This is a genomic window from Bacteroides sp. ET225 (genome assembly GCF_024733745.1).
GTDB lineage: Bacteria > Bacteroidota > Bacteroidia > Bacteroidales > Bacteroidaceae > Phocaeicola > Phocaeicola excrementipullorum.
The window spans coordinates 52,592-73,761 of sequence record NZ_JANRHN010000008.1; the positions used below are offsets into that span (position 1 = coordinate 52,592).

At 54.4% G+C, this 21,170-nt stretch carries 21 protein-coding genes and 1 tRNA gene; 2 read left to right on the plus strand and 20 right to left on the minus strand.

The annotated features are described in order from the left end of the window. Window position 1: 1 nt before the first annotated feature. The gene (locus NW212_RS05595) at window positions 2–769 is read right to left on the minus strand and encodes a DUF1295 domain-containing protein (protein ID WP_258337664.1); all 768 of its coding nucleotides are present in this window, start codon (window positions 767–769) and stop codon (window positions 2–4) included. A gap of 221 nt (window positions 770–990) precedes the next feature. On the opposite strand from NW212_RS05595, the gene NW212_RS05600 reads away from it, so the two are divergent. Continuing rightward, a complete protein-coding gene (locus NW212_RS05600; protein ID WP_258337665.1) occupies window positions 991–1,788 on the plus strand; it encodes an RNA methyltransferase in 798 nt (265 codons plus the stop codon). Window positions 1,789–1,791: 3 nt separating this feature from the next. Here the strand turns inward: NW212_RS05600 and NW212_RS05605 are convergent, their stop codons facing one another. From NW212_RS05605 to NW212_RS05615, 3 genes are all read right to left on the minus strand, one after another. Next, on the minus strand, window positions 1,792–2,826 hold the full coding sequence (locus tag NW212_RS05605) for an alcohol dehydrogenase (RefSeq protein ID WP_258337666.1): 1,035 nt from the start codon (window positions 2,824–2,826) through the stop codon (window positions 1,792–1,794). Between the two features lie 253 nt (window positions 2,827–3,079). Further along, window positions 3,080–3,940 (minus strand): aldo/keto reductase, encoded by an 861-nt coding sequence (locus tag NW212_RS05610; protein ID WP_258337667.1) that lies wholly within the window; start codon window positions 3,938–3,940, stop codon window positions 3,080–3,082. Window positions 3,941–3,942: 2 nt separating this feature from the next. Beyond that, window positions 3,943–4,791: an aldo/keto reductase gene (locus NW212_RS05615; protein WP_258337668.1), complete on the minus strand. Its 849-nt coding sequence runs from the start codon at window positions 4,789–4,791 to the stop codon at window positions 3,943–3,945. 139 nt (window positions 4,792–4,930) lie between these two features. On the opposite strand from NW212_RS05615, the gene NW212_RS05620 reads away from it, so the two are divergent. Further along, on the plus strand, window positions 4,931–5,767 hold the full coding sequence (locus NW212_RS05620) for an AraC family transcriptional regulator (RefSeq protein ID WP_258337669.1): 837 nt from the start codon (window positions 4,931–4,933) through the stop codon (window positions 5,765–5,767). 102 nt (window positions 5,768–5,869) lie between these two features. Here NW212_RS05620 and NW212_RS05625 read toward each other — a convergent pair. The 16 genes from NW212_RS05625 to NW212_RS05700 form a co-directional block, all read right to left on the minus strand. Continuing rightward, window positions 5,870–5,944, minus strand: a tRNA-Pro gene (locus tag NW212_RS05625). Between the two features lie 180 nt (window positions 5,945–6,124). Further along, entirely contained in the window at window positions 6,125–7,018 is an 894-nt protein-coding gene (locus NW212_RS05630; RefSeq protein ID WP_258337670.1) for a F0F1 ATP synthase subunit gamma, read from the minus strand. Window positions 7,019–7,023: 5 nt separating this feature from the next. After that, window positions 7,024–8,622, minus strand: a complete 1,599-nt coding sequence (atpA, locus tag NW212_RS05635) for a F0F1 ATP synthase subunit alpha (protein WP_258337671.1) — start codon at window positions 8,620–8,622, stop codon at window positions 7,024–7,026. Between the two features lie 13 nt (window positions 8,623–8,635). Further along, complete coding sequence (locus NW212_RS05640) at window positions 8,636–9,190, minus strand: F0F1 ATP synthase subunit delta (protein WP_258337672.1); 555 nt, start codon at window positions 9,188–9,190, stop codon at window positions 8,636–8,638. A gap of 6 nt (window positions 9,191–9,196) precedes the next feature. Then, on the minus strand, window positions 9,197–9,700 hold the full coding sequence (gene atpF / locus NW212_RS05645; protein WP_258337673.1) for a F0F1 ATP synthase subunit B: 504 nt from the start codon (window positions 9,698–9,700) through the stop codon (window positions 9,197–9,199). A gap of 15 nt (window positions 9,701–9,715) precedes the next feature. Then, entirely contained in the window at window positions 9,716–9,970 is a 255-nt protein-coding gene (atpE, locus tag NW212_RS05650; RefSeq protein WP_072542418.1) for an ATP synthase F0 subunit C, read from the minus strand. A 41-nt stretch (window positions 9,971–10,011) separates the two neighbouring features. Continuing rightward, window positions 10,012–11,079 carry a F0F1 ATP synthase subunit A gene (gene atpB, locus NW212_RS05655; protein ID WP_258337674.1) on the minus strand — a complete coding sequence of 356 codons (1,068 nt, stop codon included), beginning with the start codon at window positions 11,077–11,079 and terminating at the stop codon, window positions 10,012–10,014. Continuing rightward, window positions 10,994–11,488, minus strand: a complete 495-nt coding sequence (locus NW212_RS05660) for a hypothetical protein (RefSeq protein ID WP_258337675.1) — start codon at window positions 11,486–11,488, stop codon at window positions 10,994–10,996. The genes atpB and NW212_RS05660 overlap by 86 nt, the downstream gene beginning before the upstream one ends. 37 nt (window positions 11,489–11,525) lie before the next feature. Then, window positions 11,526–11,771: an ATP synthase F1 subunit epsilon gene (gene atpC, locus NW212_RS05665; protein ID WP_258337676.1), complete on the minus strand. Its 246-nt coding sequence runs from the start codon at window positions 11,769–11,771 to the stop codon at window positions 11,526–11,528. Between the two features lie 20 nt (window positions 11,772–11,791). Further along, window positions 11,792–13,321 carry a F0F1 ATP synthase subunit beta gene (atpD, locus tag NW212_RS05670; RefSeq protein WP_258337677.1) on the minus strand — a complete coding sequence of 510 codons (1,530 nt, stop codon included), beginning with the start codon at window positions 13,319–13,321 and terminating at the stop codon, window positions 11,792–11,794. Window positions 13,322–13,687: 366 nt separating this feature from the next. After that, on the minus strand, window positions 13,688–14,509 hold the full coding sequence (locus NW212_RS05675; protein WP_258337678.1) for an aldo/keto reductase: 822 nt from the start codon (window positions 14,507–14,509) through the stop codon (window positions 13,688–13,690). A 206-nt stretch (window positions 14,510–14,715) separates the two neighbouring features. Further along, complete coding sequence (locus NW212_RS05680) at window positions 14,716–14,859, minus strand: hypothetical protein (protein ID WP_258337679.1); 144 nt, start codon at window positions 14,857–14,859, stop codon at window positions 14,716–14,718. After that, on the minus strand, window positions 14,852–17,059 hold the full coding sequence (locus NW212_RS05685) for a peptidase domain-containing ABC transporter (protein WP_258337680.1): 2,208 nt from the start codon (window positions 17,057–17,059) through the stop codon (window positions 14,852–14,854). Before NW212_RS05685 ends, NW212_RS05680 begins: the two co-directional genes overlap by 8 nt. A gap of 44 nt (window positions 17,060–17,103) precedes the next feature. Next, on the minus strand, window positions 17,104–18,417 hold the full coding sequence (locus NW212_RS05690) for a radical SAM/SPASM domain-containing protein (protein WP_258337681.1): 1,314 nt from the start codon (window positions 18,415–18,417) through the stop codon (window positions 17,104–17,106). Window positions 18,418–18,505: 88 nt separating this feature from the next. Further along, entirely contained in the window at window positions 18,506–18,739 is a 234-nt protein-coding gene (locus NW212_RS05695) for a hypothetical protein (RefSeq protein WP_258337682.1), read from the minus strand. 56 nt (window positions 18,740–18,795) lie between these two features. After that, entirely contained in the window at window positions 18,796–21,102 is a 2,307-nt protein-coding gene (locus tag NW212_RS05700; protein WP_258337683.1) for a TonB-dependent receptor, read from the minus strand. Window positions 21,103–21,170 lie beyond the last annotated feature (68 nt).

Below are 21,170 nucleotides of genomic sequence, written 5' to 3' on the forward strand. Positions count from 1 at the left end.
ATCAATAAACAAACGGAATGATTCTCTTCCTTCTGCCGACGGCCTCTCTCCCGAACTCCTCGCAATACCTGCGGTGGATGGCATCGGCACGCGGCACCAGATTGGCAGCCGTCCACCACACGAACACCCATGCGGCGGGGGATGCCGTAAGTATGGCAAAGCCTGTCCACTCCAGCAGTTCGCCGAAATAGTTGGCCGAGGTAACATAGCGGTACATGCCTTTCTGCGGCAGATAATGCTTCGTATCTCCCGGCTTGCGGAGGTTGCGGATCACGTGGTCGGAATGGAGGTTGATGCCCATCCCCACGGCAAACAGCGCAAGTCCGGCAATGGCATGGGGCGCAAGCAGGCAGGAGGCTCCTTCCTCCCAGGCCGCACGGCCGAACCAGAACAGCCCGCCGCCCTGCATCAGTCCGTTGAGCACATTGAACACCATCCCCATCACCATGATGGCAACCGGCATCCGGCTCCTGCCCTTCAGCAGAAACGGAAAGACGAACGCACGCTGGAAGTAGTGCAACTGGAAAAGAAGGAAGAAAAGAAACTGGGGCATGGCAAAGCCCACGCCGCTCCTCGCCCACAGAACAAACATCACGGCAAAGACCGGACACTCCATCAGCATCCATGCCCACCGGTTGTCGACGGACACTCCCCACGACGGGGTACGGAAGATTCCGTAGCCGGCCTTCACAAAATACAGGGCGACAAATACGGCCAGAGCGACAGCCGACATCGCCCACAGAAACAGATCAAAAGCTGCCATATCCATGTCTGAAAATTGTTGGCGTAAAAATAAAAAAATAACCCGTCATCTTCAACAAAACAAGCCGTTATTTTAATCAAGATGACCCGTCATTTTTCAGACGCTTCCCGAAGCCCTCAGAACGGGGCCGGAAGTACTGTGCCCGAAAGAAGCTCCGCCGCAAAAAGAATCCGGCAAAACACGCCCCCTTTACGGGATAAGTGCGTATCTTTGCCCCCAAAAAAGTTATGCCCATAATCGAAATCACCTCGCTGGACGAACCGGGAACGGAAGTGTTCAGCAGCCTCACCGAAGCCCAGCTGCGCCAACGGCTGGAGCCGGAAAAAGGCGTGTTCATCGCCGAAAGCCCCAAAGTGATCCGCGTGGCACTGGATGCCGGATACGAGCCGCTGTCCATCCTCTGCGAGAAGAAGCACATCGAAGGCGACGCGGCAGACATCCTGTCCCGCTGCGAAGGCATTCCGGTCTACACCGGAAGCCGCGAACTGCTCTCCCGGCTCACGGGATATGTGCTGACGCGCGGCGTGCTCTGCGCCATGCGCCGTCCGCTCCAGCTGACGACGGCACAGGTATGCCGGAACGCGCGGCGGGTTGCCGTGATAAAGGGAGTTACAGACACCACCAACATCGGAGCCATATTCCGCTCGGCGGCGGCGCTGGGCATTGACGCCGTGCTGCTGACACCCGACTCATGCGACCCGCTGAACCGCCGGGCCGTGCGCGTGTCGATGGGTTCGGTGTTTCTGATTCCATGGGGATGGACAGATCCCGGCCTGTCCGAGCTCCGGCAGATGGGATTCCGCACGGCAGCCATGGCGCTGACCGACAATTCGATTCCGCTCGACAGTCCGGCCTTGAAGCAGGAGCAGCGGCTGGCTCTCGTGCTGGGAACCGAAGGCGACGGACTGCCTCACGAAACGATAGCGCAGGCCGACTACGTGGTGCGCATCCCCATGGCGCACGGAGTGGACTCGCTCAATGTCGCCGCGGCCTCGGCCGTTGCCTTCTGGGAGCTGCGCAAATGACGTTCATCCCACTATCGCCACCTTTATCACTCCGTCGAGCCTGTTCTCGAATATCCGGTAGGCCTCTTCTATCCGGCTCAGCGGAAAGCGGTGAGTGATGAGCGGCGTGGTGTCAATCCTGCCTTCCTCTATCAGGCGGATAATCTCGGCGCAGTCGCATCCGTCCACGCCTCCGGTCTTGAACGTCAGGTTCTTTCCGTACATGTCCGGCAAAGGAAGCACCTGAGGCTTGTCGTAAAGCGCCACCACCGTAACCACCGCATTCGGACGGGCGCACTCCCAGGCCAGCCGGAAGGTATCGTCCGCGCCTGCCACCTCGATCACCACATCCGCTCCTCCATGACGGCTTTGGGCACGGACAAAGTCCCTGCATTCTTCCGGCTTCACCGCCAGCACGCCGGGATAATGCGCACGGACAAAGCGTATTCTTTCGTCCGACCGCTCACAGACGATGATTTTTTCGGGACGCTTCAGCATCACACACTGCAAGGTGCAGATGCCCGTAGGCCCGGCCCCGATGATGAGTACCGTATCTTCTTCCGCAATTTCCGATATGCGTGCGGCCCAGAAGCCGGTTGCCAGAATATCCCCCACAAACAACGCCTGCTCGTCGGTCACGGAATCGGGAATGCGGTTCAGCCCGCGGTCGGCATAAGGCACCCGCACGTATTCCGCCTGCCCTCCGTCGATACGGCATCCCAGCGCCCATCCCCCGTTGGGGTCGGTGCAGTTGTTCACATATCCGCGGCGGCAGAAGAAGCACTCTCCGCAAAACGTTTCCACATTCACCGTGACCCGATCGCCGGGCTTTACGTTCGTGACCTCCGTTCCCACAGCCTCAACCACTCCCACCATCTCATGGCCGACAGTAATGCCGGGAACAGCCCGCGGCACACTGCCGTGCTTGATATGCAGGTCGCTCGTACAGACACTTCCGAGCGTGACGCGCACAATCGCGTCGCGCGGATCTTCCAGTACAGGTTTCGGCTTGTCAAGAAGGCCGAACTTTCCGTGTTCAATATAAGTATAGGCTAACATATAAATAGATGTTGAGAATTAGTTTATACAAATATGCCTGTCCAGAAACGCAGACTAACGCGGATTTTCGCAGGTAATTGCGCTGATTGCCTGCTTTTAATCTGCGAAAATCTGTGTTTCTGATGCTATCAATTATTTTATGCACTCACTTATCATTGGTGCGTTTGCAGCAAAAATAACGAATTTCCAGAAATATTCCGCCCGAGCCGGCTTATTTTAGCGTCTGTTCAAGGCCTGCCGCTCCGGATCCGGCTCATTTGCCGGGATTGAACTGCCTGTCGTAATCCAAAAGGAATTTCGCCAGAGCAGGGTCGTTGAAGTCGGCCGCCAGCGGCTTTCCCCCGTCCATGCTGCGGATCATGCCGCGCTCCTCATCCGTCAGCTCGAAATCGCCGATGGCGAGATTGCTTGCCATGCGCTCCTTCCGTGTGGACTGGGGAATGACGGCGATTCCTTCGTCCGTCAGAAACTTCAGGCAGATCTGCGCAATGTCCTTGCCGTGCCGGTCGGCAATGGCCTGCAAGGTTCCGTTGCCGAACAGACCGTTCATGCCGCGTGCCAGCGGACTCCACGCCATGATGCGGGTGCCGTAAGGCTTCACCAGTTCGCGCATCTTCGCCTGCTGGCAGAACACATGCGTTTCAAGCTGCACGACGGCAGGCTTCACCTCCATGTTTTCGGCAAGGTCGACGAAACGGGCGTCATAGAAGTTGCTCAGTCCGATGGCCCTCACCTTTCCCGCTTTGCAGGCTTTTTCCATTGCCCGGTAGGTACCGTAATAGTCGCCGAAAGGCTGATGGACAAGCAGCAGGTCGATATAGTCGGTCTGAAGCCTGCGGAGCGATTCGTCGATGCTGCGCGCCGCCTTTTCGTCGCCGGCATTGCTGATCCACACCTTGGTTGTCACGAACAGCTTTTCGCGGGGAATGCCGCTCTTGCGGAGAGCGTTCCCCACCCCCTCTTCGTTGTAATACGCCTGTGCCGTGTCGATGGAACGGTAGCCCGCAGCAAGCGCCTCCGACACATAGCGTTCGCATGCTTCCGGGGCTATCTGCCATACGCCGTAGCCCACTGCCGGCATTTCCACGCCGTTGTTCAATGTAATGGTCTTCATGGTCATTCGTGTATTTTATAAGTTCCTATTCCTTTCACTGTCTGCAAATCCATATCGTCATAGATTGGGCTGCGTCCGGTGTCCAGTCCGGCGATGGCCAGCATTTCCTCGTCCGTAAGGTCAAAGTCGAAGATGCTGAGATTCTCCACCATGCGTTCGCGGCTCACGGTCTTGGGGATGACGACAATGTTCCGCTGGTTCAGCCAGCGCAGAACAACGTTTCCCACCGTCTTGCCGTGCCGGGCGGCGATGGCCTTCAGCGTGGGGTTGTTCCAGATGCCGCTCTGTCCCTCGGCAAACGGCGCCCACGCCTCGTGCTGGATGCCTTCGTGCCTGAGGAAGGTGTTGGCTGCCTGCTGCTGGAAGAACGGATGCGTTTCCAACTGGTTGACGGCAGGCTTCACCTCGTTGTGAAGAAAAAGATCCTGCAAACGTTCGCTGCTGAAGCTCGTCACGCCGATGGCACGGATGCGTCCCTCCCGGTAGAGCCGTTCCGCCGCACGCCATGCGGCATAATAGTTCCCATAAGGTTTATGCAGCAGGTAGAGGTCGAGATAATCCATCCCGAGCTTCTTCATCGAAAGGTCGAAAGCGCGCAAAGCATCGTCGTACTCGTAATCCTGCACCCACAGTTTGGTGGTCACAAACACCTCCTCGCGCTTCAGTCCGCTGTGACGCAAGGCGTTTCCCACCTGCTCTTCGTTGAAATAAGAAGCCGCCGTGTCTATCATCCGGTAGCCCACTTCCAGCGCATCGGAAACAATGCGCTCCGTTTCATCCACGGGAATCTGGAAGACGCCGAATCCTACGGACGGCATCATCACTCCGTTGTTCAATCTTACCTGTTTCATTTTTCTCATCGTTTTTTGATTTCCACAACAAAATTAGAGGCTGCACGCAAGAATCTTGATGCAAAATGAGTGGAGAAATATGCACTTTTCGTGGTTTTTGCCTAATTTTGCTTCAACAACCGGCAACGACAGGCAGCGTATGGAAAGGCAGGAATGGAACAAGATATTCTTTATCAGATCAGTCAAGGACTATGATGTCACGGACAATCCCTGTTGCGTGATTCATATCCTGTGCAGGCGGGGCAGCATGAGCTTCCGCTTCCAGAATGTACACTACAACATTGCGGCCGGCGACTATGTCATCCTGACCAATATGTCGCTGGCTTCCGGATTTTCCGAATCGGATGACTACGAAGGGATAACGATGGGGCTGTCCGAACCGTTTGTCCTGTCGATAGCCATACGCAACAATTACGGCATCATCGGACACCTGAGCCTGCTGCAGAATCCGGTGATGAAGCTCTCTCCGCCCGACTTCCGGAAGTGCAGCAGCGACATGGAACGGCTCCGCGAAAGGCTGGCAGACAAGACGCACCTCTTCCGCGAAGAGATGCTGGGCTATCTGCTGATGGCGCATATCCTGGACTTATACGACATACATGCGCGGGGACAGGCTCCCCGCCCGGTGCCGGAACGCACGGCTAAGCTTTTGCAGCAGTTTGTGGACATGCTGTACGGCGGCGAATACATCACACATCGGGATGTGCCTTATTACGCATCCAGGCTTTGCGTCACGCCGCACTACCTTTCTGAAATATGCAGAAAAGCCAGCGGAAAGCCGGCCACATACTGGATAGACCGCTTCACGCTTCATGAAATCGCCAACCTGTTATGCCAAAAGGAACTTACGCTGACTGACATCGCCGACCGGCTTCATTTCTCGTCCGTGTCGTATTTCAGCAGGTATGTGAAGAAGCAGACCGGGCTTTACCCGACAGCATACCGCAACAATCTCTGGAAAAAGAGCGGGGAGTGATTCCGTTAGTGACAGCTTCGCCGGCATATACATTCAGGCTCATCCGGACAGCAGACAATAAAAAAAGGAGCTACGTCTTACCGTAACTCCTCGATTCCTTCGTCGGGGTAGCGGGATTCGAACCCACGACCCCCTGCTCCCAAAGCAGGTGCGCTAACCGGACTGCGCTACACCCCGAAGCTTCATTTCTCAAAAGCGATGCAAAGGTAGAGATTTACTTTCAATTGTGCAAGCTTTTCACGCATTTTTTGCTCACAAAAAAAACAGAAGCTGTGCCAAACGGAAAATCACTTTCATTGTTTTTTGAAGGTCATTTCCAGTTTTGGCACAGCCTCTAAAATATCCGCATTCTCACAATCAGGCCATCGTACCGCCCACGATATCCAACAGCTCGTTGGTAATCGCCTGCTGACGGCTCTTGTTGTAAAGCAATGTAAGTTCCTGTATCAAATCGTTCGCGTTATCGGTTGCAATCTGCATAGCCATCGTGCGGGCCGCATGTTCGGCAGCCGCACTGTCAAGCAGCACGGTGTAGATCTTCATGCAGAGAACTTTCGGAAGAAGCTTCTCCACAATCTTCTCTGCCGAAGGCTCGATGATGTAGTCAGCATTCATGGCATCCTCATCCGCACCCTCCGCTTTCGCGCCGTTCGCCTCTCCCGACAAGTCGATAGGCAAATAGGTTTCGTGAGTCAGAACCTGTGTAGAAGTCGACTTGAAATGGTTGTAGAGCAGTTCCACACGCTGGATTTCCCCGTTCAGGAAACGCTCCATCAGTTCCTCAGCCAGTCCGGCAGCCTCCTTATAGTTCGGCTTGCCGCTCATGTGCTGGAAATCGCCCATCGGCACAACCCCCTTCATCTTCTTCACGGCATCGGCCACTTTGCGCCCCACCGGATAGATGAGCAGGTTCTCACGCCCCACCTCTTTGCTGTACTTGTCAATCAGATCGTTCAGATGACGGATAACATTCGCGTTAAAGCCGCCGCACAAGCTACTGTTCGAAGCAAACACTACAATGGCAATCTTTTTCACCTCATGATTCACGATGAAAGAAGACTCCACTGTCAGCCCCGCACCCAAAAAATTGGTAAGCATGCGGTGTAGTCTGCGTTCGTAAGGAAGCATGCTTTCAATGGCAGCCTGTGCCTTATGCAGCTTGGCCGACGCCACCATCTTCATGGCCGAAGTGATCTTCAGCGTACTGTTGATGGAGTTGATTCTTCCTTTTACTTCTTTCAGTGATGCCATGGCGCTTACTCTTTAACGATGAACTGTCCGGCTGTATCGGCAGCTACTTTTTCGATAATCGCTGTTACTTCGTCGCTGATCTTTCCTGCGGCAAGCACGTCAATCACGTCTTCCTTGTGGTTTGCCCGCAAGCTGGTCAGGAAAGCGTCCTGGAAAGCGCGCACCTTGTCGATGGGAATGTCACGCATCAGCGCGTGCGTACCGCAATACAGGATAGCCACCTGTTCGCCCACCGGCATCGGCGAGTACTGGGGCTGTATCAGCAGCTGGTTGTTCTTGCGTCCGCGGTCGATAGCCATCGCCGTAACAGGATCCATATCGCTGCTGAACTTAGAGAACGACTCCAGTTCGCGATACTGAGCCTGGTCGATTTTCAGCGTACCGGCCACTTTCTTCATACTCTTGATCTGCGCGCTTCCGCCCACACGGGAAACAGAGATACCCACGTTGATGGCAGGACGGAATCCCTGGTTGAACAGGTCCGTTTCCAGGAAGATCTGACCGTCGGTGATTGAAATCACGTTGGTCGGGATGTAAGCAGAAACGTCGCCTGCCTGCGTCTCGATAATCGGCAGTGCAGTGAGCGAGCCGCCCGCCTTCACCTTGCCTTTCAGGCTTGCAGGCAGGTCGTTCATCTGTTCTGCCACTTCCTGCTGGCTGATGATCTTCGCCGCACGCTCCAGCAGACGGGAGTGCAGGTAGAAGATATCGCCCGGATATGCTTCACGTCCTGACGGACGGCGCAGAATCAGGGACACCTCACGGTAAGCCACAGCCTGCTTCGACAGGTCGTCGTAAACCACAAGCGCATGGCGGCCGGTATCACGGAAATACTCGCCGATGGCGGCACCCGCAAACGGAGCGAAATACTGCAGGGCAGCAGGGTCGGAAGCGGTAGCCGCTACCACAATGGTGTAATCCATCGCACCCTTTTCGCGCAACGCATTCACAAGGCTCGCCACTGTAGAACCTTTCTGTCCTACGGCAACATAAATACAATATACCGGGTCGCCGGCTTCATAGTTGTGGCGCTGGTTGATGATGGTATCAATGGCGATGGCCGTCTTACCCGTCTGACGGTCGCCGATAATCAGCTCACGCTGTCCGCGTCCGATAGGAATCATGGCGTCGATAGCCTTCAGACCTGTCTGGAGCGGTTCGGTTACCGGTTGGCGGAAGATAACTCCCGGTGCCTTGCGTTCAAGCGGCATTTCGCATTTTTCGCCGCCTATCTCGCCGCGCCCGTCCAAAGGCACTCCCAGCGGGTCGATTACACGGCCCAGCATACCTTCGCCCACATTGATAGAAGCGATACGGTTGGTGCGTTTCACCACCATACCCTCCTTGATCTGGTCGGTAGGTCCCAGAAGCACAGCTCCCACGTTGTCCTCCTCCAGATTCATCACGACACCCATGGTTCCGTTTTCAAATTCGAGCAGCTCGTTGGCCTCCGCATTACGCAGTCCGTACATACGTGCCACACCGTCGCTCACCTGAAGCACGGTACCCACTTCGTCGAATTTCAGCGAAGTGTCAATCCCCTTCAGTTGCTGGAGCAACACTTCCGAAACTTCACTGGGTTTTATGTTATTGTTTTCTGGCATAAACTTTTCTTTTTTAAACTATTCTTCTGTTTTTCGCAATGAACTGCTGTTCCACACGCTTCAGTTGGTTAGACACGCTGGCATCCATCCGCCGGCCCGCAAGTTCGAAGATGTATCCGCCCAAGATTGCAGGGTCAACTTTCGTTTCGATGACAACGTTCCCTTTGGTCTGCTTGGACGAAGCCTCCTCCAGCTTCTTGACCAGCTTGGGAGCCGGAACCGCAGTAGTCAGTCTGCCGATGATAATGTTTTTGTCCTCGCGATACAGGTCAATGTACGACCACATCATGAACAGCAAGAATTTCTCCCGTCTTTCCTTCAGGACCAGACTGAAGAAACGGTCCAGCTCTTTGCTGAGCCCGTTTCCTCCTGCCCCTTCACGGAGCAGCTTCAGTTTTGTCCGGATATCCAATACAGGATTCTCAATCGCATGACGCAGCCCCGGCACGTCCACAAAGCGCTGTGAAAGCACTTGTGCCTCAGCGTACACTTTGTCGTCCTTGCCCGCCTCTTTGGCGTAAGCGAGCAAAGCCTTCGCGTAACGTCTGGAAATGACTCCCGTATTCATAGCCTGTTATTTTTTAGAAGATTCAATCATTTCATCCAGCATACGGTCAATCAAAGCATTCTGCTCTTTCTCGTCGGCAAGCTTCCCGCGCATGATCTTCTCCGCGATGCCTACAGACAGCACGGCAACCTGGCGGCGGATGTCACGGATTGCACTTTCCTTTTCCGTTTCAATCTGCTTCTTCACTTCCGCCATAAGCCGCTGGCCTTCGACAGTGGCGCGGTCTTGAGCGTCCTTGATGATGCGGTCGCGCGTTACGGCCGCTTCGCTCAAGATGCGGTTCTGCTCCTCACGAGCCTGAGCCAGAATCTTTTCGCTCTCCTGCTTCACGTTGGCCAGCTGTTCGTTGGCCTCGCGCGCTGATTTGAGCGAATTGTCGATATATGCTTTCCGGTCCTCTACTGCCTTGATGATTATCGGGAAGCCGTATTTTGCCAGCAGGAAGAATACGACTCCGAATGTCACAAGCATCCAGAACAGCAGCCCCGGATCCGGAGTTAATAATCCCATAAGCTATTGTTTTTTTTACAAGAACAAAGTCAACAAACAAACCACGATAGCGATCAGCGCCACACCTTCGACCAAGGCAGCGGCGATAATCATGTTCATTCGCAGATCGCCTGATGCTTCCGGCTGGCGTGCCATGGCTTCCATAGCCGAACCACCGATCTTACCGATACCGATACCTGCACCCAAAACTGCGATACCTGCGCCGATAGCAGCGCCCAATTTACTAATGCCAACACCTGCAGCAGCCTGCAATAAAACTGATAATAACATAATGCTAAAAATTTAATTGGTTATACTTTTTGTTTGCTATTTTATTTTTCGTTGTGTTCTTTCACTCTCGACAGGCCGATAAACACAGCCGAAAGCATGGTGAACACATAAGCCTGGATGAATGCGACAAGAATTTCGAGCGCATTCATGAAAATGCCGAATGCTACTGCGACCACAGTCATCGAACCGTTGATCACCGCTCCCGCCTTCACTGTGATGAAGATGATGGCAATCAGGCTCAGCACAGCGGCATGACCGGCCATGATGTTCGCGAAAAGTCGGATCATCAGGGCAAACGGCTTGGTGAAAATACCGAAGAATTCTATCAACGGCATCATAGGAATCGGGGCTTTCAACCACGTGGGCACCTCCGGCCAGAAGATTTCTTTCCAGTAGGCCTTTGTTCCGAACACGTTGGTCAGCACAAAAGTGCAGAGAGCAAGCACCAGCGTTATGGCGATGTTGCCCGTCACGTTCGCGCCGCCCGGGAAGATCGGAATCAGTCCCATCAGGTTGTTCACCAGCACAAAGAAGAACGCGGTCAGCAGATAAGGCGTGTAACGCTTGTAGTCGGGGCCCACACATCCCTGGATAACATCCTCATAGATCGTCATCACCGTGGCCTCAATCATTCCCACGCCTCCCTTCGGCGCGCCCTGCTCCAGCGAGTGCTTCCTGTACCAGCGGGCACAGCCCAGCATGATGCACACAAGCAGCGTGCTGTTGATGAACAGTCCGAGCACGTCTTTGGTAATGGAAATGTCAAGCGGACGCACCTCTTCTCCGGCAGCATTCCGTTCCACTATCTTGCCGTCGTTGGCTCCTCCTTCGGCGATGTACAGGCCTTCGTATTCCTTGCCTCCCTCCAGATTGGACGAGGAGAACACGTGCCAGCCCGTACTGCTTTTCACGATGACCGGAAGCGGAATGGTGAGATGCACGTCACCGAACGTGGCGATATGCCACTCGTAAGCGTCGCCGATATGCCCGAAGATCAGTTCGTTCACATCCAGTTCAGCCTCTTCACCGCCCGTTTCCGCTTTCAGCGTGAGCGTCGGAACCGCCAGCAACAGCAGCAGTGTCATTGCTATGTACCGTAATTTTTTCATTGTTTGCTTGTTTACTTAGTTTCAGTTTCGCTTCGAAACGAAGGAAAAAACGGGTTTCAAAAAACAGAAACGCGAAATAGAACACGATGAAGGCAGCCACAAAAGACACCACATCCTTTCCTATCACAAATCCGTAGAACAGAAGCACGAAAATGCTCAGAACCAGTTTCAGCACCTTTCCTACCAGGTAGGTCATCGCTATCTTGCCCGGCCCCAGCATACAGCCGAAAGCGAACAGATAGATGTAGAGCAGACCGAAAAGGAAGAAAAACACCGGAATCAGCGGGAACCATGCGAAATACCATCCGGGGATGAGGAAGCGGAACACCGCCGCCGCCACCGCCGACAGAACCACTGTCCCTGCCGTCAGCTCGATAATGAATTTCTTCTTCACTGCTTCTATTGTCATTGCGCTACTGGCCTTTTGGTGACTCGCGCGTCCCGGCTCAAAGCTCGGCACACACGGAAATCTGATTGTTTCTCACTTCGACGAATCCCCCCTTTATCTTCAGGGACTGCGTTTCGTTTCCTGCCGCATATTTCACTTCTCCGGCCGCCAGCGACGAAATAAGGGGAGCGTGGTTTACCAGGACCTGGAATTCACCCATTTCTCCCGGCAACACTGCCATGTCTACCTTCCCGTCGAAAACCGTCCGTTCGGGTGAAGCGATAACCAGATGAAGTTCTTTCATAACAGTTCTGTTTTTTATGCTTATCCTTTTGCTGCGGCAAGCAGTTTTTCTCCTTTCTTGATCGCATCTTCAATCGTGCCCACATTCAGGAATGCCTGTTCCGGCAGGTAGTCTACCTCTCCGTCCAGAATCATCTTGAATCCCTTGATCGTGTCTTCGATTGAAACCATCACGCCCGGCACGCCGGTAAACTGTTCGGCAACGGCAAACGGCTGCGACAGGAAACGCTGCACACGGCGTGCGCGGTTCACCGTCTGGCGGTCTTCGTCCGAAAGTTCGTCCATACCCAGAATCGAGATGATGTCCTGCAATTCCTTGTTGCGCTGAAGTATCTGCTTTACGCGCTGGGCCGTTTCGTAGTGTTCCTTGCCCACAATCAGCGGATCCAGGATACGCGACGTTGAATCCAGCGGGTCCACTGCCGGATAAATGCCCAGCTCCGTAATCTTACGGCTCAGCACCGTCGTTGCGTCCAGGTGAGTGAAGGTAGTGGCAGGAGCCGGGTCGGTCAAGTCATCGGCCGGCACATACACCGCCTGCACCGAAGTGATGGAGCCGTTCTTGGTTGAAGTGATCCGTTCCTGCATCTGTCCCATTTCAGTGGCCAGCGTCGGCTGATAACCTACGGCCGAAGGCATACGTCCCAACAGAGCCGACACCTCAGAACCAGCCTGGGTGAAACGGAATATGTTGTCGATAAAGAACAGGATATCACGCGGGCTGTTGCCGCCGTTGTCGCGGTCGCGGAACGATTCGGCAAGTGTCAGACCCGACAATGCCACCGACTGACGTGCGCCGGGAGGCTCGTTCATCTGTCCGAACACCATGGCGACCTGCGATTTCTCCACTTCGCTGTAGTCTACTTTCGACAAGTCCCAATTGCCTTCCTCCATGCTCTTGAGGAAGTCGTCGCCATAGCGTATTACGCCCGACTCGATCATCTCTCTCAGCAAGTCGTTGCCTTCACGGGTACGCTCACCCACTCCGGCAAACACGGAGAAACCGTTGTGCTTCTTTGCAATGTTGTTGATCAACTCTTTGATGAGCACGGTCTTGCCTACACCGGCGCCACCAAACAAACCGATTTTACCTCCTTTCAGATAGGGTTCCAGAAGGTCAATCACCTTGATACCCGTAAACAGGACTTCCTGCGATGTGGCGAGGTCTTCAAACTTAGGCGGCTCGCGATGGATAGGGAAACCGTCTTTTCTGTCCAGATCCCTCATTCCGTCGATGGCATCACCGACCACGTTCATCACACGTCCTTTAATCTGGTTTCCTACCGGCATGGATATCGGCCGGCCGGCAGGAACGACTTCCATTCCGCGCTTCAGTCCGTCCGTACTGTCCATGGCTACGCAGCGTACAGTGTCTTCACCGATATGCTGCTGCACTTCAATTACCAGCGTACGGCCGTCGCCACGGGCGATAGTCAGCGCATCGTGGATTTTCGGCAGTGACTGTTCCACGTCCTGCCCTTCATCCAGTTTGAAGTACACATCGACCACCGGACCGATGACCTGCGAAATGTGTCCAACGATTTTTGACATAAGCAATTGTTTATAGATTAAAAAATTTATCACCGCTGGCCTCCGCTTCAAAATGGAAAAAACATTCGCAGAGGAGGCCTCTACGTTTTTCTGTCACGCAAAATTATGCAATAATCCGCAATACTTGTTCTACAGCACAACATTTTTTATCTCCAAGAAGTGTTAATAAATACATTTGCGGACATATATTCTAATTCGATTTACACTTATTTGCAGTGGGGGCATTCCGATAAACATTTATTTACACAGGAAACGGCTGCAATGCGTATGGAAACGCACACAACCGCTTCCGGCTTTCCTTTTACCGGGTTCCGGCACATGCAGCCGGCCCGAAAATGTGAAAAACTTCAGCGACGAATGTTTCGGTCACCATCCGGCCAGACGTATTTTGTGCGTGGGAGCCGGAAACGCCCGGTCGATGTCACACAGGTCTTCTTCCGTCAGAGAAATGCCGAGGCTCCGGGCATTCTCCTCCACATGGGCGATGCTGCCCGCTTTGGGAATGGCGATGACATTCTGTGCCCGCATCACCCACGCCAGCAGGACTTGCGTGGGAGTGGCATCATGCCTGCGGGCAATGTCCGCCAGCGTTTTGTGGCTGCGCAGCCGTCCTTCGCCAAGAGGCGTATAAGCCATGACAGGGATGTCATGCTGTCTGCTCCAAGGGATAAGATCGTACTCGATGCCCCGGTCTTTCACGTTGTAGAGCACCTGATTGGCCGCACAGTCCCTGCCATGCGGCAAGGCAAGGATGCGTTCCATGTTATCCACATCCAGGTTGCTCATGCCCCATTGCCGGATTTTGCCTTCCTGCTGCAATTCCGCCAGGGCGCGTACTGTTTCGGCAAAAGGATAACGTCCGATCCAATGCAGCAGGTAAAGGTCGATGTAATCCGTTCCGAGCCGTTTCAGACTCCGTTCGCAGGCACGCTTTGTCCCCTCATAGCTGGCATTGCCCGGCAACACCTTGCTGACGATGAATGCCTTGTGCCGGCAGCCGCGCACGGCCTCGCCTACAAGATCTTCCGTACCATACATCTCGGCGGTGTCTATCAGTGTCAAGCCCAACTCGATGCCCCGGCGCAGGGCCTGTATCTCCTCGCTGCGCCTGCGTCCCATCTGGTATGTGCCTTGCCCGAGCGAACAGACCTGCTGTCCGTTCCGGAAAGTAATCAATCTGTTTTCCATCCTTATAATTGTTTTTTATTTATATTGGTCAGCCGTTTATGATTCTGGCTACGGATGCAAAAGTAAAGCAAAAGCCCCACAACGCGATTGCTGTGAGGCTCAAATAGCATTGGTGAAAAGATCAATTCAATTCTTACACAGAAAAATGCAACAAGGCTTCTCCCGTGCAACAAGCCCCATCCCCCATCGTGAGCTCATACATACCTTTACACCGCCTGCCACACCAGCCATCCTGCCGCCAGCAACAACAGCAGCGCCAGCAGCCACGTATTGCCCCACCGCACCAGGTAGGCCGGCTTCTGGCTCATAATGCGCCGCATCTTCTCGCTATGGTTGTTTCCGTCATCCATTGCCTAACTCCAATTGATTCTTTACCAACGTATAGTATGCACCCCGGCAGGCCACCAGTTCCTCGTGTGTGCCCGTTTCTTGAATCCGTCCCTGTTCCAGCACGACAATCTGGTCCGCATCCTTCACTGTGCTGAGGCGGTGAGCCACGATGACCGTCGTCTTTCCGCGGTAAAACTCTTGCAGGTTGTTGACAATGAGCCGCTCGTTGCAGGCATCCAGGGAGTTGGTGGCCTCGTCGAAGAACAGGAAGGCCGGATTCTTGTACACCGCACGGGCTATCAGGATGCGCTGCCGCTGTCCCTGGCTGATGCCCTGCCCGTTAGACCCGATGACCGTGTCGTACTTCAAGGGCAGGCGTTCGGCCATCTCGGCGATGTTGGCAGTCCGTGCGGCCTGCTCCATGCGGGCATAGTCTATGTCGTGGTTGTCCAGGGCGATGTTGCGGGCGATGGACTCGGAGAAGATATAGCCGTCCTGCATCACCACTCCGCATAGTCCCCGCCAATACTGGAGGTTGATTTCTTCCAGAGGACGGCCGCCTATCCAAATCCGTCCGGACTGCGGAGCGTAAAAGCCCAGCAACAGCTTCAGCAGCGTTGTCTTGCCGCTGCCGCTGGCGCCCACGATGGCTGTCACCCGCCCGTGGGGAATCCGCAGACTGATGTCCTCCAGAACGGTATGGCGGGTGCCGGGATAGGCGAACGACACGTGCTCCAGCACCACATCTCCCTGTGCGGCCTCCGGAGGGGTTGCCTGCCGGTGCGCGTTCTCGTCCTCCCTGCGATGCACCTCGTTGATGCGCTCGATGCTGAGCTGCACGTCCTGCCAGGCATAGATGAAGCGCATCAGCTGCTCGATGGGCACGTTCAACTGCCCGATGATGTACTGGATGGACAGCATCATGCCCAGCGTCAGCTGCCCGTCGATGACGGCCGCCGCCGTCACGATGGTGATGACGATGTTTTTCACCTCGTTGATGAACAGGCTGCCCGCCTCCTGCGTCTGTTGAAGCTTGATGGAAGCCATCTGCGTGCGGAACACGTCGGCCTGCGTATCCTCCCACTCCCACCGCTTGCGCTGCTCGCAGTTTTGCAGCTTGATATCCTGCATGCCATCAATGATTTGCATTGTCTTGTTCTGCCGCCGCGCATACAGATCGAAGAACTCATAGTCCATCGCCTTGCGTTTCCGCAGGAAGGCGCATATCCACCCCGCATAGAGCAGGCACCCCGCCCCGAAGAGGAAGAACACCCGTGCGTCGTAGTAGAGCAGCACTCCGCCGAACACCAGGAAGCTGAAAGTGGAGAACAGCGTGTTCAGCGTCTGCGTCCCCATGAACTGCTCCACCCGCTGGTGGTCGTTGATGCGCTGCAGCAGGTCCTCCTTCAGCTTCGTGTCGAAGAAGGACATCGGCAGCCGCATCAGTTTCATGAAGAAGTCGGACAGCAGGGCCAGGTTGATCCGGATGCTGATGTGCAAGAGCAACCAGCGGCGGATGAAGTCCACCGACGTCCGCCCCAGCACCAGCATCAGCTGGCCGAACAGGATGAGGTAAATCAGACGCATGTCCTTGCCTGCAATGCCCTTGTCCACAATAGCCTGCGTCAGGAAGGGGAAAGCCAGCTGCAGCACGCAGCCGATGACCAGCCCGATGAGCAGTTGCCCGAACAGCTGCTTGTAGTTTTTCAGGTAGCCCCACAGGAAGGAGGCCGAATAGCCCATGCCCTCCTCGCCCTGCTGCGCGTAGAATCCGTCCGTGGGCTGCAGAGCCATAAGGATGCCCTTGGCCTGCCGTCCGCCGCCACCGGGCGCCCAGGCGCGGCAAAAAGCCTCCTCGTCCACGTTCAGCAGGTAACGCCCCGGGTCGGCAATGCGGAAGATACGGGTGCCCCGCCGGGACTCCTTCACCCCATAGAGCACCACGAAGTGTTCCTGGTTCCAATGCAGGATGCAGGGGAAAGGATGTCGCTCCACCAGCTTATCCACCGTCATGCGCCCGCACACCGTGCGGAAGCCTATCTTCTGCGCCGCCTCGTTCAGGCTTTGCATGGACACCCCGTTATGGCCCGGCACGCACAGCCGCCGCATGGCCTCCGCCGAGTACAGCTTGCCGTAATAGCGCGCCACCATGCGCAGGCAGGTGGCTCCGCATTCCATGGAATCCGGCTGCTTGAGATAGGGAAAACGACGTTTGAACATTGGTGTGCTCTTCGGGGAAGTTGATGGATTGCAGGAGAAAATTTTCAGGATTTCCGCAGGGAATCCTCGATGCAGGCGTTGTTGAAGCGGTAACGCATGTAGTCGGCCATGCTCAGTTCCATGTGCTGCTTCTGGCAGAAGCGTCCGAACTCTTCCGGCGCGGCTTCCAGCTGCTTCTGGCAGCACGGCCCCCAGCACAGGGGCATCAGCTTGCAGCGGCGGCACATGTCGTTGTCATACGTCACGATGCTCATCCGACGGGCCAGCTTCTCCTCCTCCCAGTGCAGGCAGCCGTCGGCACTGAGCCGGCCTTCCTGGTGTGCGGGAGTGAAGTCGCGTCCTGAACATTTATACACCGCCCCGTCGTACGAGATGACCGCCTGGTTCCGGGCAGAGGCCTTGCACGAGAAGCTCCGCCGTCCCAGGTTCATGTAGGACACCCTGAAGCCGTTCAGCATCCACAGGTTGATGACAGACTTCAGCTCTTCGTTGTCGTAATTGATGAAGTTGCCCGTCTGCCACACGCGCTCCAGGTGTACGCCTATCTTGCGGCGGTCCACCTCCAGCAGGTCCTGGATAAGGTCTTTCATATGGGGCAGCGTTTCGTCGTCATAGTTGATGCGCAGGTTGATGTACGTGTTTTCCAGCTCGCGGGTCAGACGGAGGATGGTAGCTATCATCCCGTCATACGTGCCTTCGTGCGTGTCGGGCAAGTACTTCACCTGGTCGTGCCGGTCTTTGAAGCCGTCAATGGATATCTGGAACGAGGCGTGCAGCTTGTCGAACAGCGGAAGCGTGTCCGGCGTGATGCAGACCCCGTTGGTGACAAAGAAGAACGAAGCTTTCCGTCCGCGTTCTTCCGCTTCCCGCTGGATTTGTTCCAGCAGCGGATAGAGTTCTTCACGGAAATACAGCAGCGGTTCGCCGCCGAACATCTCCACGTTGAGGAAGGTCAGTTCCGGATGCTCGTCCCACAGCCGCCGCACGTAGGTCAGGATGGCCTGCGCGTTTTCCGGTGTCAGGTGGCTGCCCTTCACATGCTTCTCGAAGCAATACCAGCACCGCAGGTTGCAGTCCAGCGAAGGCAGCAGGGTCAGGTAGCAGACAGCCGGGTTGTAGATGGCTGCGCGGTATTCGTCACACAGTTCCTTGTACTCGTCCGCGTCGTCCTCCACCACGAAGCGCAGCTCCTGCAGCTTGGCGTACACGCGGGGCGACTCCTGCACCAGTTGTGCCGGGGCGTTGCGCAGCAGCTCATAGTCTTTCGGAGTAAGCAGGCAGAATACGTCGTTCTTTGTGTTATAGCAGAGGATGTTTTTCTTATTCTTGGTATAAATGTTATAGAAACTTGCTTTCATGATCAGTCAAGTAAGGTTAGGAACTTAGGATAGATAAGGAGGCAAGAAGTCAGGAAGATATATCCCCCTTGACTTCTTGCCTTCAGCGTCAGTCGTTTTTCTTGGTGCAGCCGCATCCGCAGCCGCTGCCGTCTTCGCATCCGCAACCGCAGCCTTTTCCGCCTGAGCAGTCGCAACCACAATCCTTGCCGGCCTCGCACGAACAGCCGCTGTCGCTCTCGCCGTGTCCGGAGGCGCCGCCCAAGACGAACATCAGTTCGTCTTCCATCACTTCCATGCCATCCAATGGCAGGATTCCGTTAGTAGTCAATTGTTGTTTCATATGCCAGATATTTTAGGTGTTATATCACATTCTGCGCCGCAAGATAAAAACCCTGTTTATTGGACTTGAATACCCTCCAAGGCATTGTCTTGTTCAAAGAATCTCTTTTTCACACGTTGCTTCTGTTCCACCTTGTTCTTGAACGAATAGGCCAGCCGCACCAGGAACCTCGGAGAACGGTCTGTCATGCGTGACGAGCTGAACGAACGATAACCATCCTGCACCACCCAACTCTTGCTCTCCATCTTCGGGCAAATAAAGCTTTCAGCTATGACTCCGAGCTGCCATCCCTTTGGCAGATTCCAACTGAGAGCGGCATTGCTCCACGGGATGCCCTCCGATTTAGAATTACGGTCGAAAGAGGCGGTCAGATAACCTGCATTCAGGGACAAGGAGAACTGCTTGTAGTAGAAATATCCCGACAAATACGAGTTCCAGCCTCCACCCCCCGTAAAGACCATGCCGTCCTGAAAACGTTTGGCAAAGGAGGTGCCCACACTCAAGTTGCCAAAAGGCAGGTTATAATTAGCCGAAAGTCCTGCCGTAAGAATATGAGCTTCCAGAAAGTTCTTGTAGGTATTGGTATAAATATTGTCGGTCACCGAGCCGATGGCGGAAATCAGTTTGGACGAATAGGTATAGTTGACGTAGGGTTCCAAATAGAGTTTCTTGTAATTCAGCCGATAGGACAGCCGCACGCGGTCCTGATAGCTGGGTCTCAGAAACGGATTACCCTGCTGTATATAAAGGCTGTCGGTCGACATGTTGCGGGGATTCAGCATGGAAAGTGAGGGACTGAACCTCAGACGCTTATAGCTGAGGGTCAGCGCATGTACCTGACTGAAGTTATAGGTCAGCGCCACAGCAGGCAACACGTCTATGTAGTGGTTCTTTACGCCGTCAGCCTTGGTGAACATCATGTCCATTCCCAATGAAAAAGTATATTTGAATTTGAAATCTGAACGGTTGTTGTCGAACCCCACATACAGATACTCCTGCCAGCGGTCATAAATAAATACCGGCAGTTCGTCCACCCGGTCGTCTATGCGCGTGGAGGAATAGGACGTATTGGAACCGGCCAACAACGTGTATTTCCCTCCGAATACTTTGGTATAGTCCACATCCAGTTTGCCGAAATTACGGCTGTTGTCCGTGTCGATAAGATGGTTGTTCAGAAAAAAATCGTTCACCTCATTCCGTTTTCCCATAGACGTGGAAGCACTGTATGAATAGTTCCCGGCAATCTCCAGCGTATGTTGAGGGGCAAAAGTCTGCCGATAGTACAAGTCAGCACTGGCCAAATGATAGGTTCCATCGGTCTGTGCATTTTCCACCAGATCGGAGCGTCTTCCGTCCGACAGATACTCCACATAGCCCTGCCCGTTATTCTCCACATCCGACGGATGGGCTACATACCTTGCGGAAAACGCCAGATAACTCTTGTCCGAAAAGGTATGGTCTCCTCCCAATCCGGCAAAATAGCTGTTCGAATTATAAATATGTTTGAAAGTATCTGTCCGCTTAATGTCACCGGAAACGCTTTCTGTATAATTATCGGACACATCATCAGCAAAATAGAAGGTCTGCAAATTCAGGTAGAGGGAAGATTTGGCATTCCCGGTTTCCACGGAAGCGCCTATCACTCCGAATTTGGAAGTAACAGAATGTTGCGCGTAGGCATTCCCATTGACATACGGCGTCACTTTCTTACGGTTCAAATGTATGTTCAGAATGCACGTTACGCTTTCGTCGCCCAAATATCGGGCCGACGGCACTTCCACTATCTCCACGGATTCTATCCATTCCGGATTCAAGACCTCAAGGTATTGGGGACGTTTCACGCCATCTATAAGTATCAAGGGGGATTCACCATTATTCAGGCTAATAGAACGTTCTATGGGATTGACTATCAGTTTAGGCACTTCTGCCAAGGCTTCATAGGATGTCCGCGACTGCCTGGCGTGTTCAGAAAGGAAATACGTCGTAGAGCCGGCATTGCTCATCACGATATCCCGCTTGTCTCCCGTCACCGTCACTTCATCCAGCTGCGTCGAGTCTTCTTCCAGCACAAACAGCGGAAGCTTCACGTCGCCGGACAAGCTGAAAGTGCGCTCCGACTTTTTGAAGCCCAGCATCGACACTCTGCAAACGTAATCGCCTCCCGGCAGCCCTTTCAGCTCGAAACGGCCTTTCTTGTCTGTGACACAACCGCCAGCCAAAGTGTCGGCCTGCAAGAACCATACCGAGCAACCCTCCAACGGAGTACCTTTCTTATCAGTCACACACCCGGTCAACCGACTCTGTGCAGCCAGCCAGCTGATGCCTCCCCATAAGGATATTAGCAAACAAATACAACGCAGCATACAAAGTATTTTAAAGGTTAAAAAAGTATTCCAATTATCATTCGTTTCGCAAAAGCATGACACATTCT

Coding starts and splice junctions, on each gene's coding strand:
- NW212_RS05605 (WP_258337666.1), bottom strand. CDS start 2,826: ATGTTAGCCTATACTTATATTGAACACGGAAAGTTCGGCCTTCTTGAC.
- NW212_RS05640 (WP_258337672.1), bottom strand. CDS start 9,190: ATGAATACGGGAGTCATTTCCAGACGTTACGCGAAGGCTTTGCTCGCT.
- NW212_RS05690 (WP_258337681.1), bottom strand. CDS start 18,417: ATGAAAGCAAGTTTCTATAACATTTATACCAAGAATAAGAAAAACATC.
- atpC (WP_258337676.1), bottom strand. CDS start 11,771: ATGAAAGAACTTCATCTGGTTATCGCTTCACCCGAACGGACGGTTTTC.
- NW212_RS05615 (WP_258337668.1), bottom strand. CDS start 4,791: ATGAAACAGGTAAGATTGAACAACGGAGTGATGATGCCGTCCGTAGGA.
- NW212_RS05680 (WP_258337679.1), bottom strand. CDS start 14,859: ATGGATGACGGAAACAACCATAGCGAGAAGATGCGGCGCATTATGAGC.
- NW212_RS05630 (WP_258337670.1), bottom strand. CDS start 7,018: ATGGCATCACTGAAAGAAGTAAAAGGAAGAATCAACTCCATCAACAGT.
- atpF (WP_258337673.1), bottom strand. CDS start 9,700: ATGGGATTATTAACTCCGGATCCGGGGCTGCTGTTCTGGATGCTTGTG.
- atpD (WP_258337677.1), bottom strand. CDS start 13,321: ATGTCAAAAATCGTTGGACACATTTCGCAGGTCATCGGTCCGGTGGTC.
- NW212_RS05620 (WP_258337669.1), top strand. CDS start 4,931: ATGGAAAGGCAGGAATGGAACAAGATATTCTTTATCAGATCAGTCAAG.
- NW212_RS05660 (WP_258337675.1), bottom strand. CDS start 11,488: ATGACAATAGAAGCAGTGAAGAAGAAATTCATTATCGAGCTGACGGCA.
- atpB (WP_258337674.1), bottom strand. CDS start 11,079: ATGAAAAAATTACGGTACATAGCAATGACACTGCTGCTGTTGCTGGCG.
- NW212_RS05610 (WP_258337667.1), bottom strand. CDS start 3,940: ATGAAGACCATTACATTGAACAACGGCGTGGAAATGCCGGCAGTGGGC.
- NW212_RS05595 (WP_258337664.1), bottom strand. CDS start 769: ATGGATATGGCAGCTTTTGATCTGTTTCTGTGGGCGATGTCGGCTGTC.
- NW212_RS05675 (WP_258337678.1), bottom strand. CDS start 14,509: ATGGAAAACAGATTGATTACTTTCCGGAACGGACAGCAGGTCTGTTCG.
- atpA (WP_258337671.1), bottom strand. CDS start 8,622: ATGCCAGAAAACAATAACATAAAACCCAGTGAAGTTTCGGAAGTGTTG.
- NW212_RS05700 (WP_258337683.1), bottom strand. CDS start 21,102: ATGCTGCGTTGTATTTGTTTGCTAATATCCTTATGGGGAGGCATCAGC.
- NW212_RS05685 (WP_258337680.1), bottom strand. CDS start 17,059: ATGTTCAAACGTCGTTTTCCCTATCTCAAGCAGCCGGATTCCATGGAA.
- NW212_RS05600 (WP_258337665.1), top strand. CDS start 991: ATGCCCATAATCGAAATCACCTCGCTGGACGAACCGGGAACGGAAGTG.
- NW212_RS05695 (WP_258337682.1), bottom strand. CDS start 18,739: ATGAAACAACAATTGACTACTAACGGAATCCTGCCATTGGATGGCATG.
- atpE (WP_072542418.1), bottom strand. CDS start 9,970: ATGTTATTATCAGTTTTATTGCAGGCTGCTGCAGGTGTTGGCATTAGT.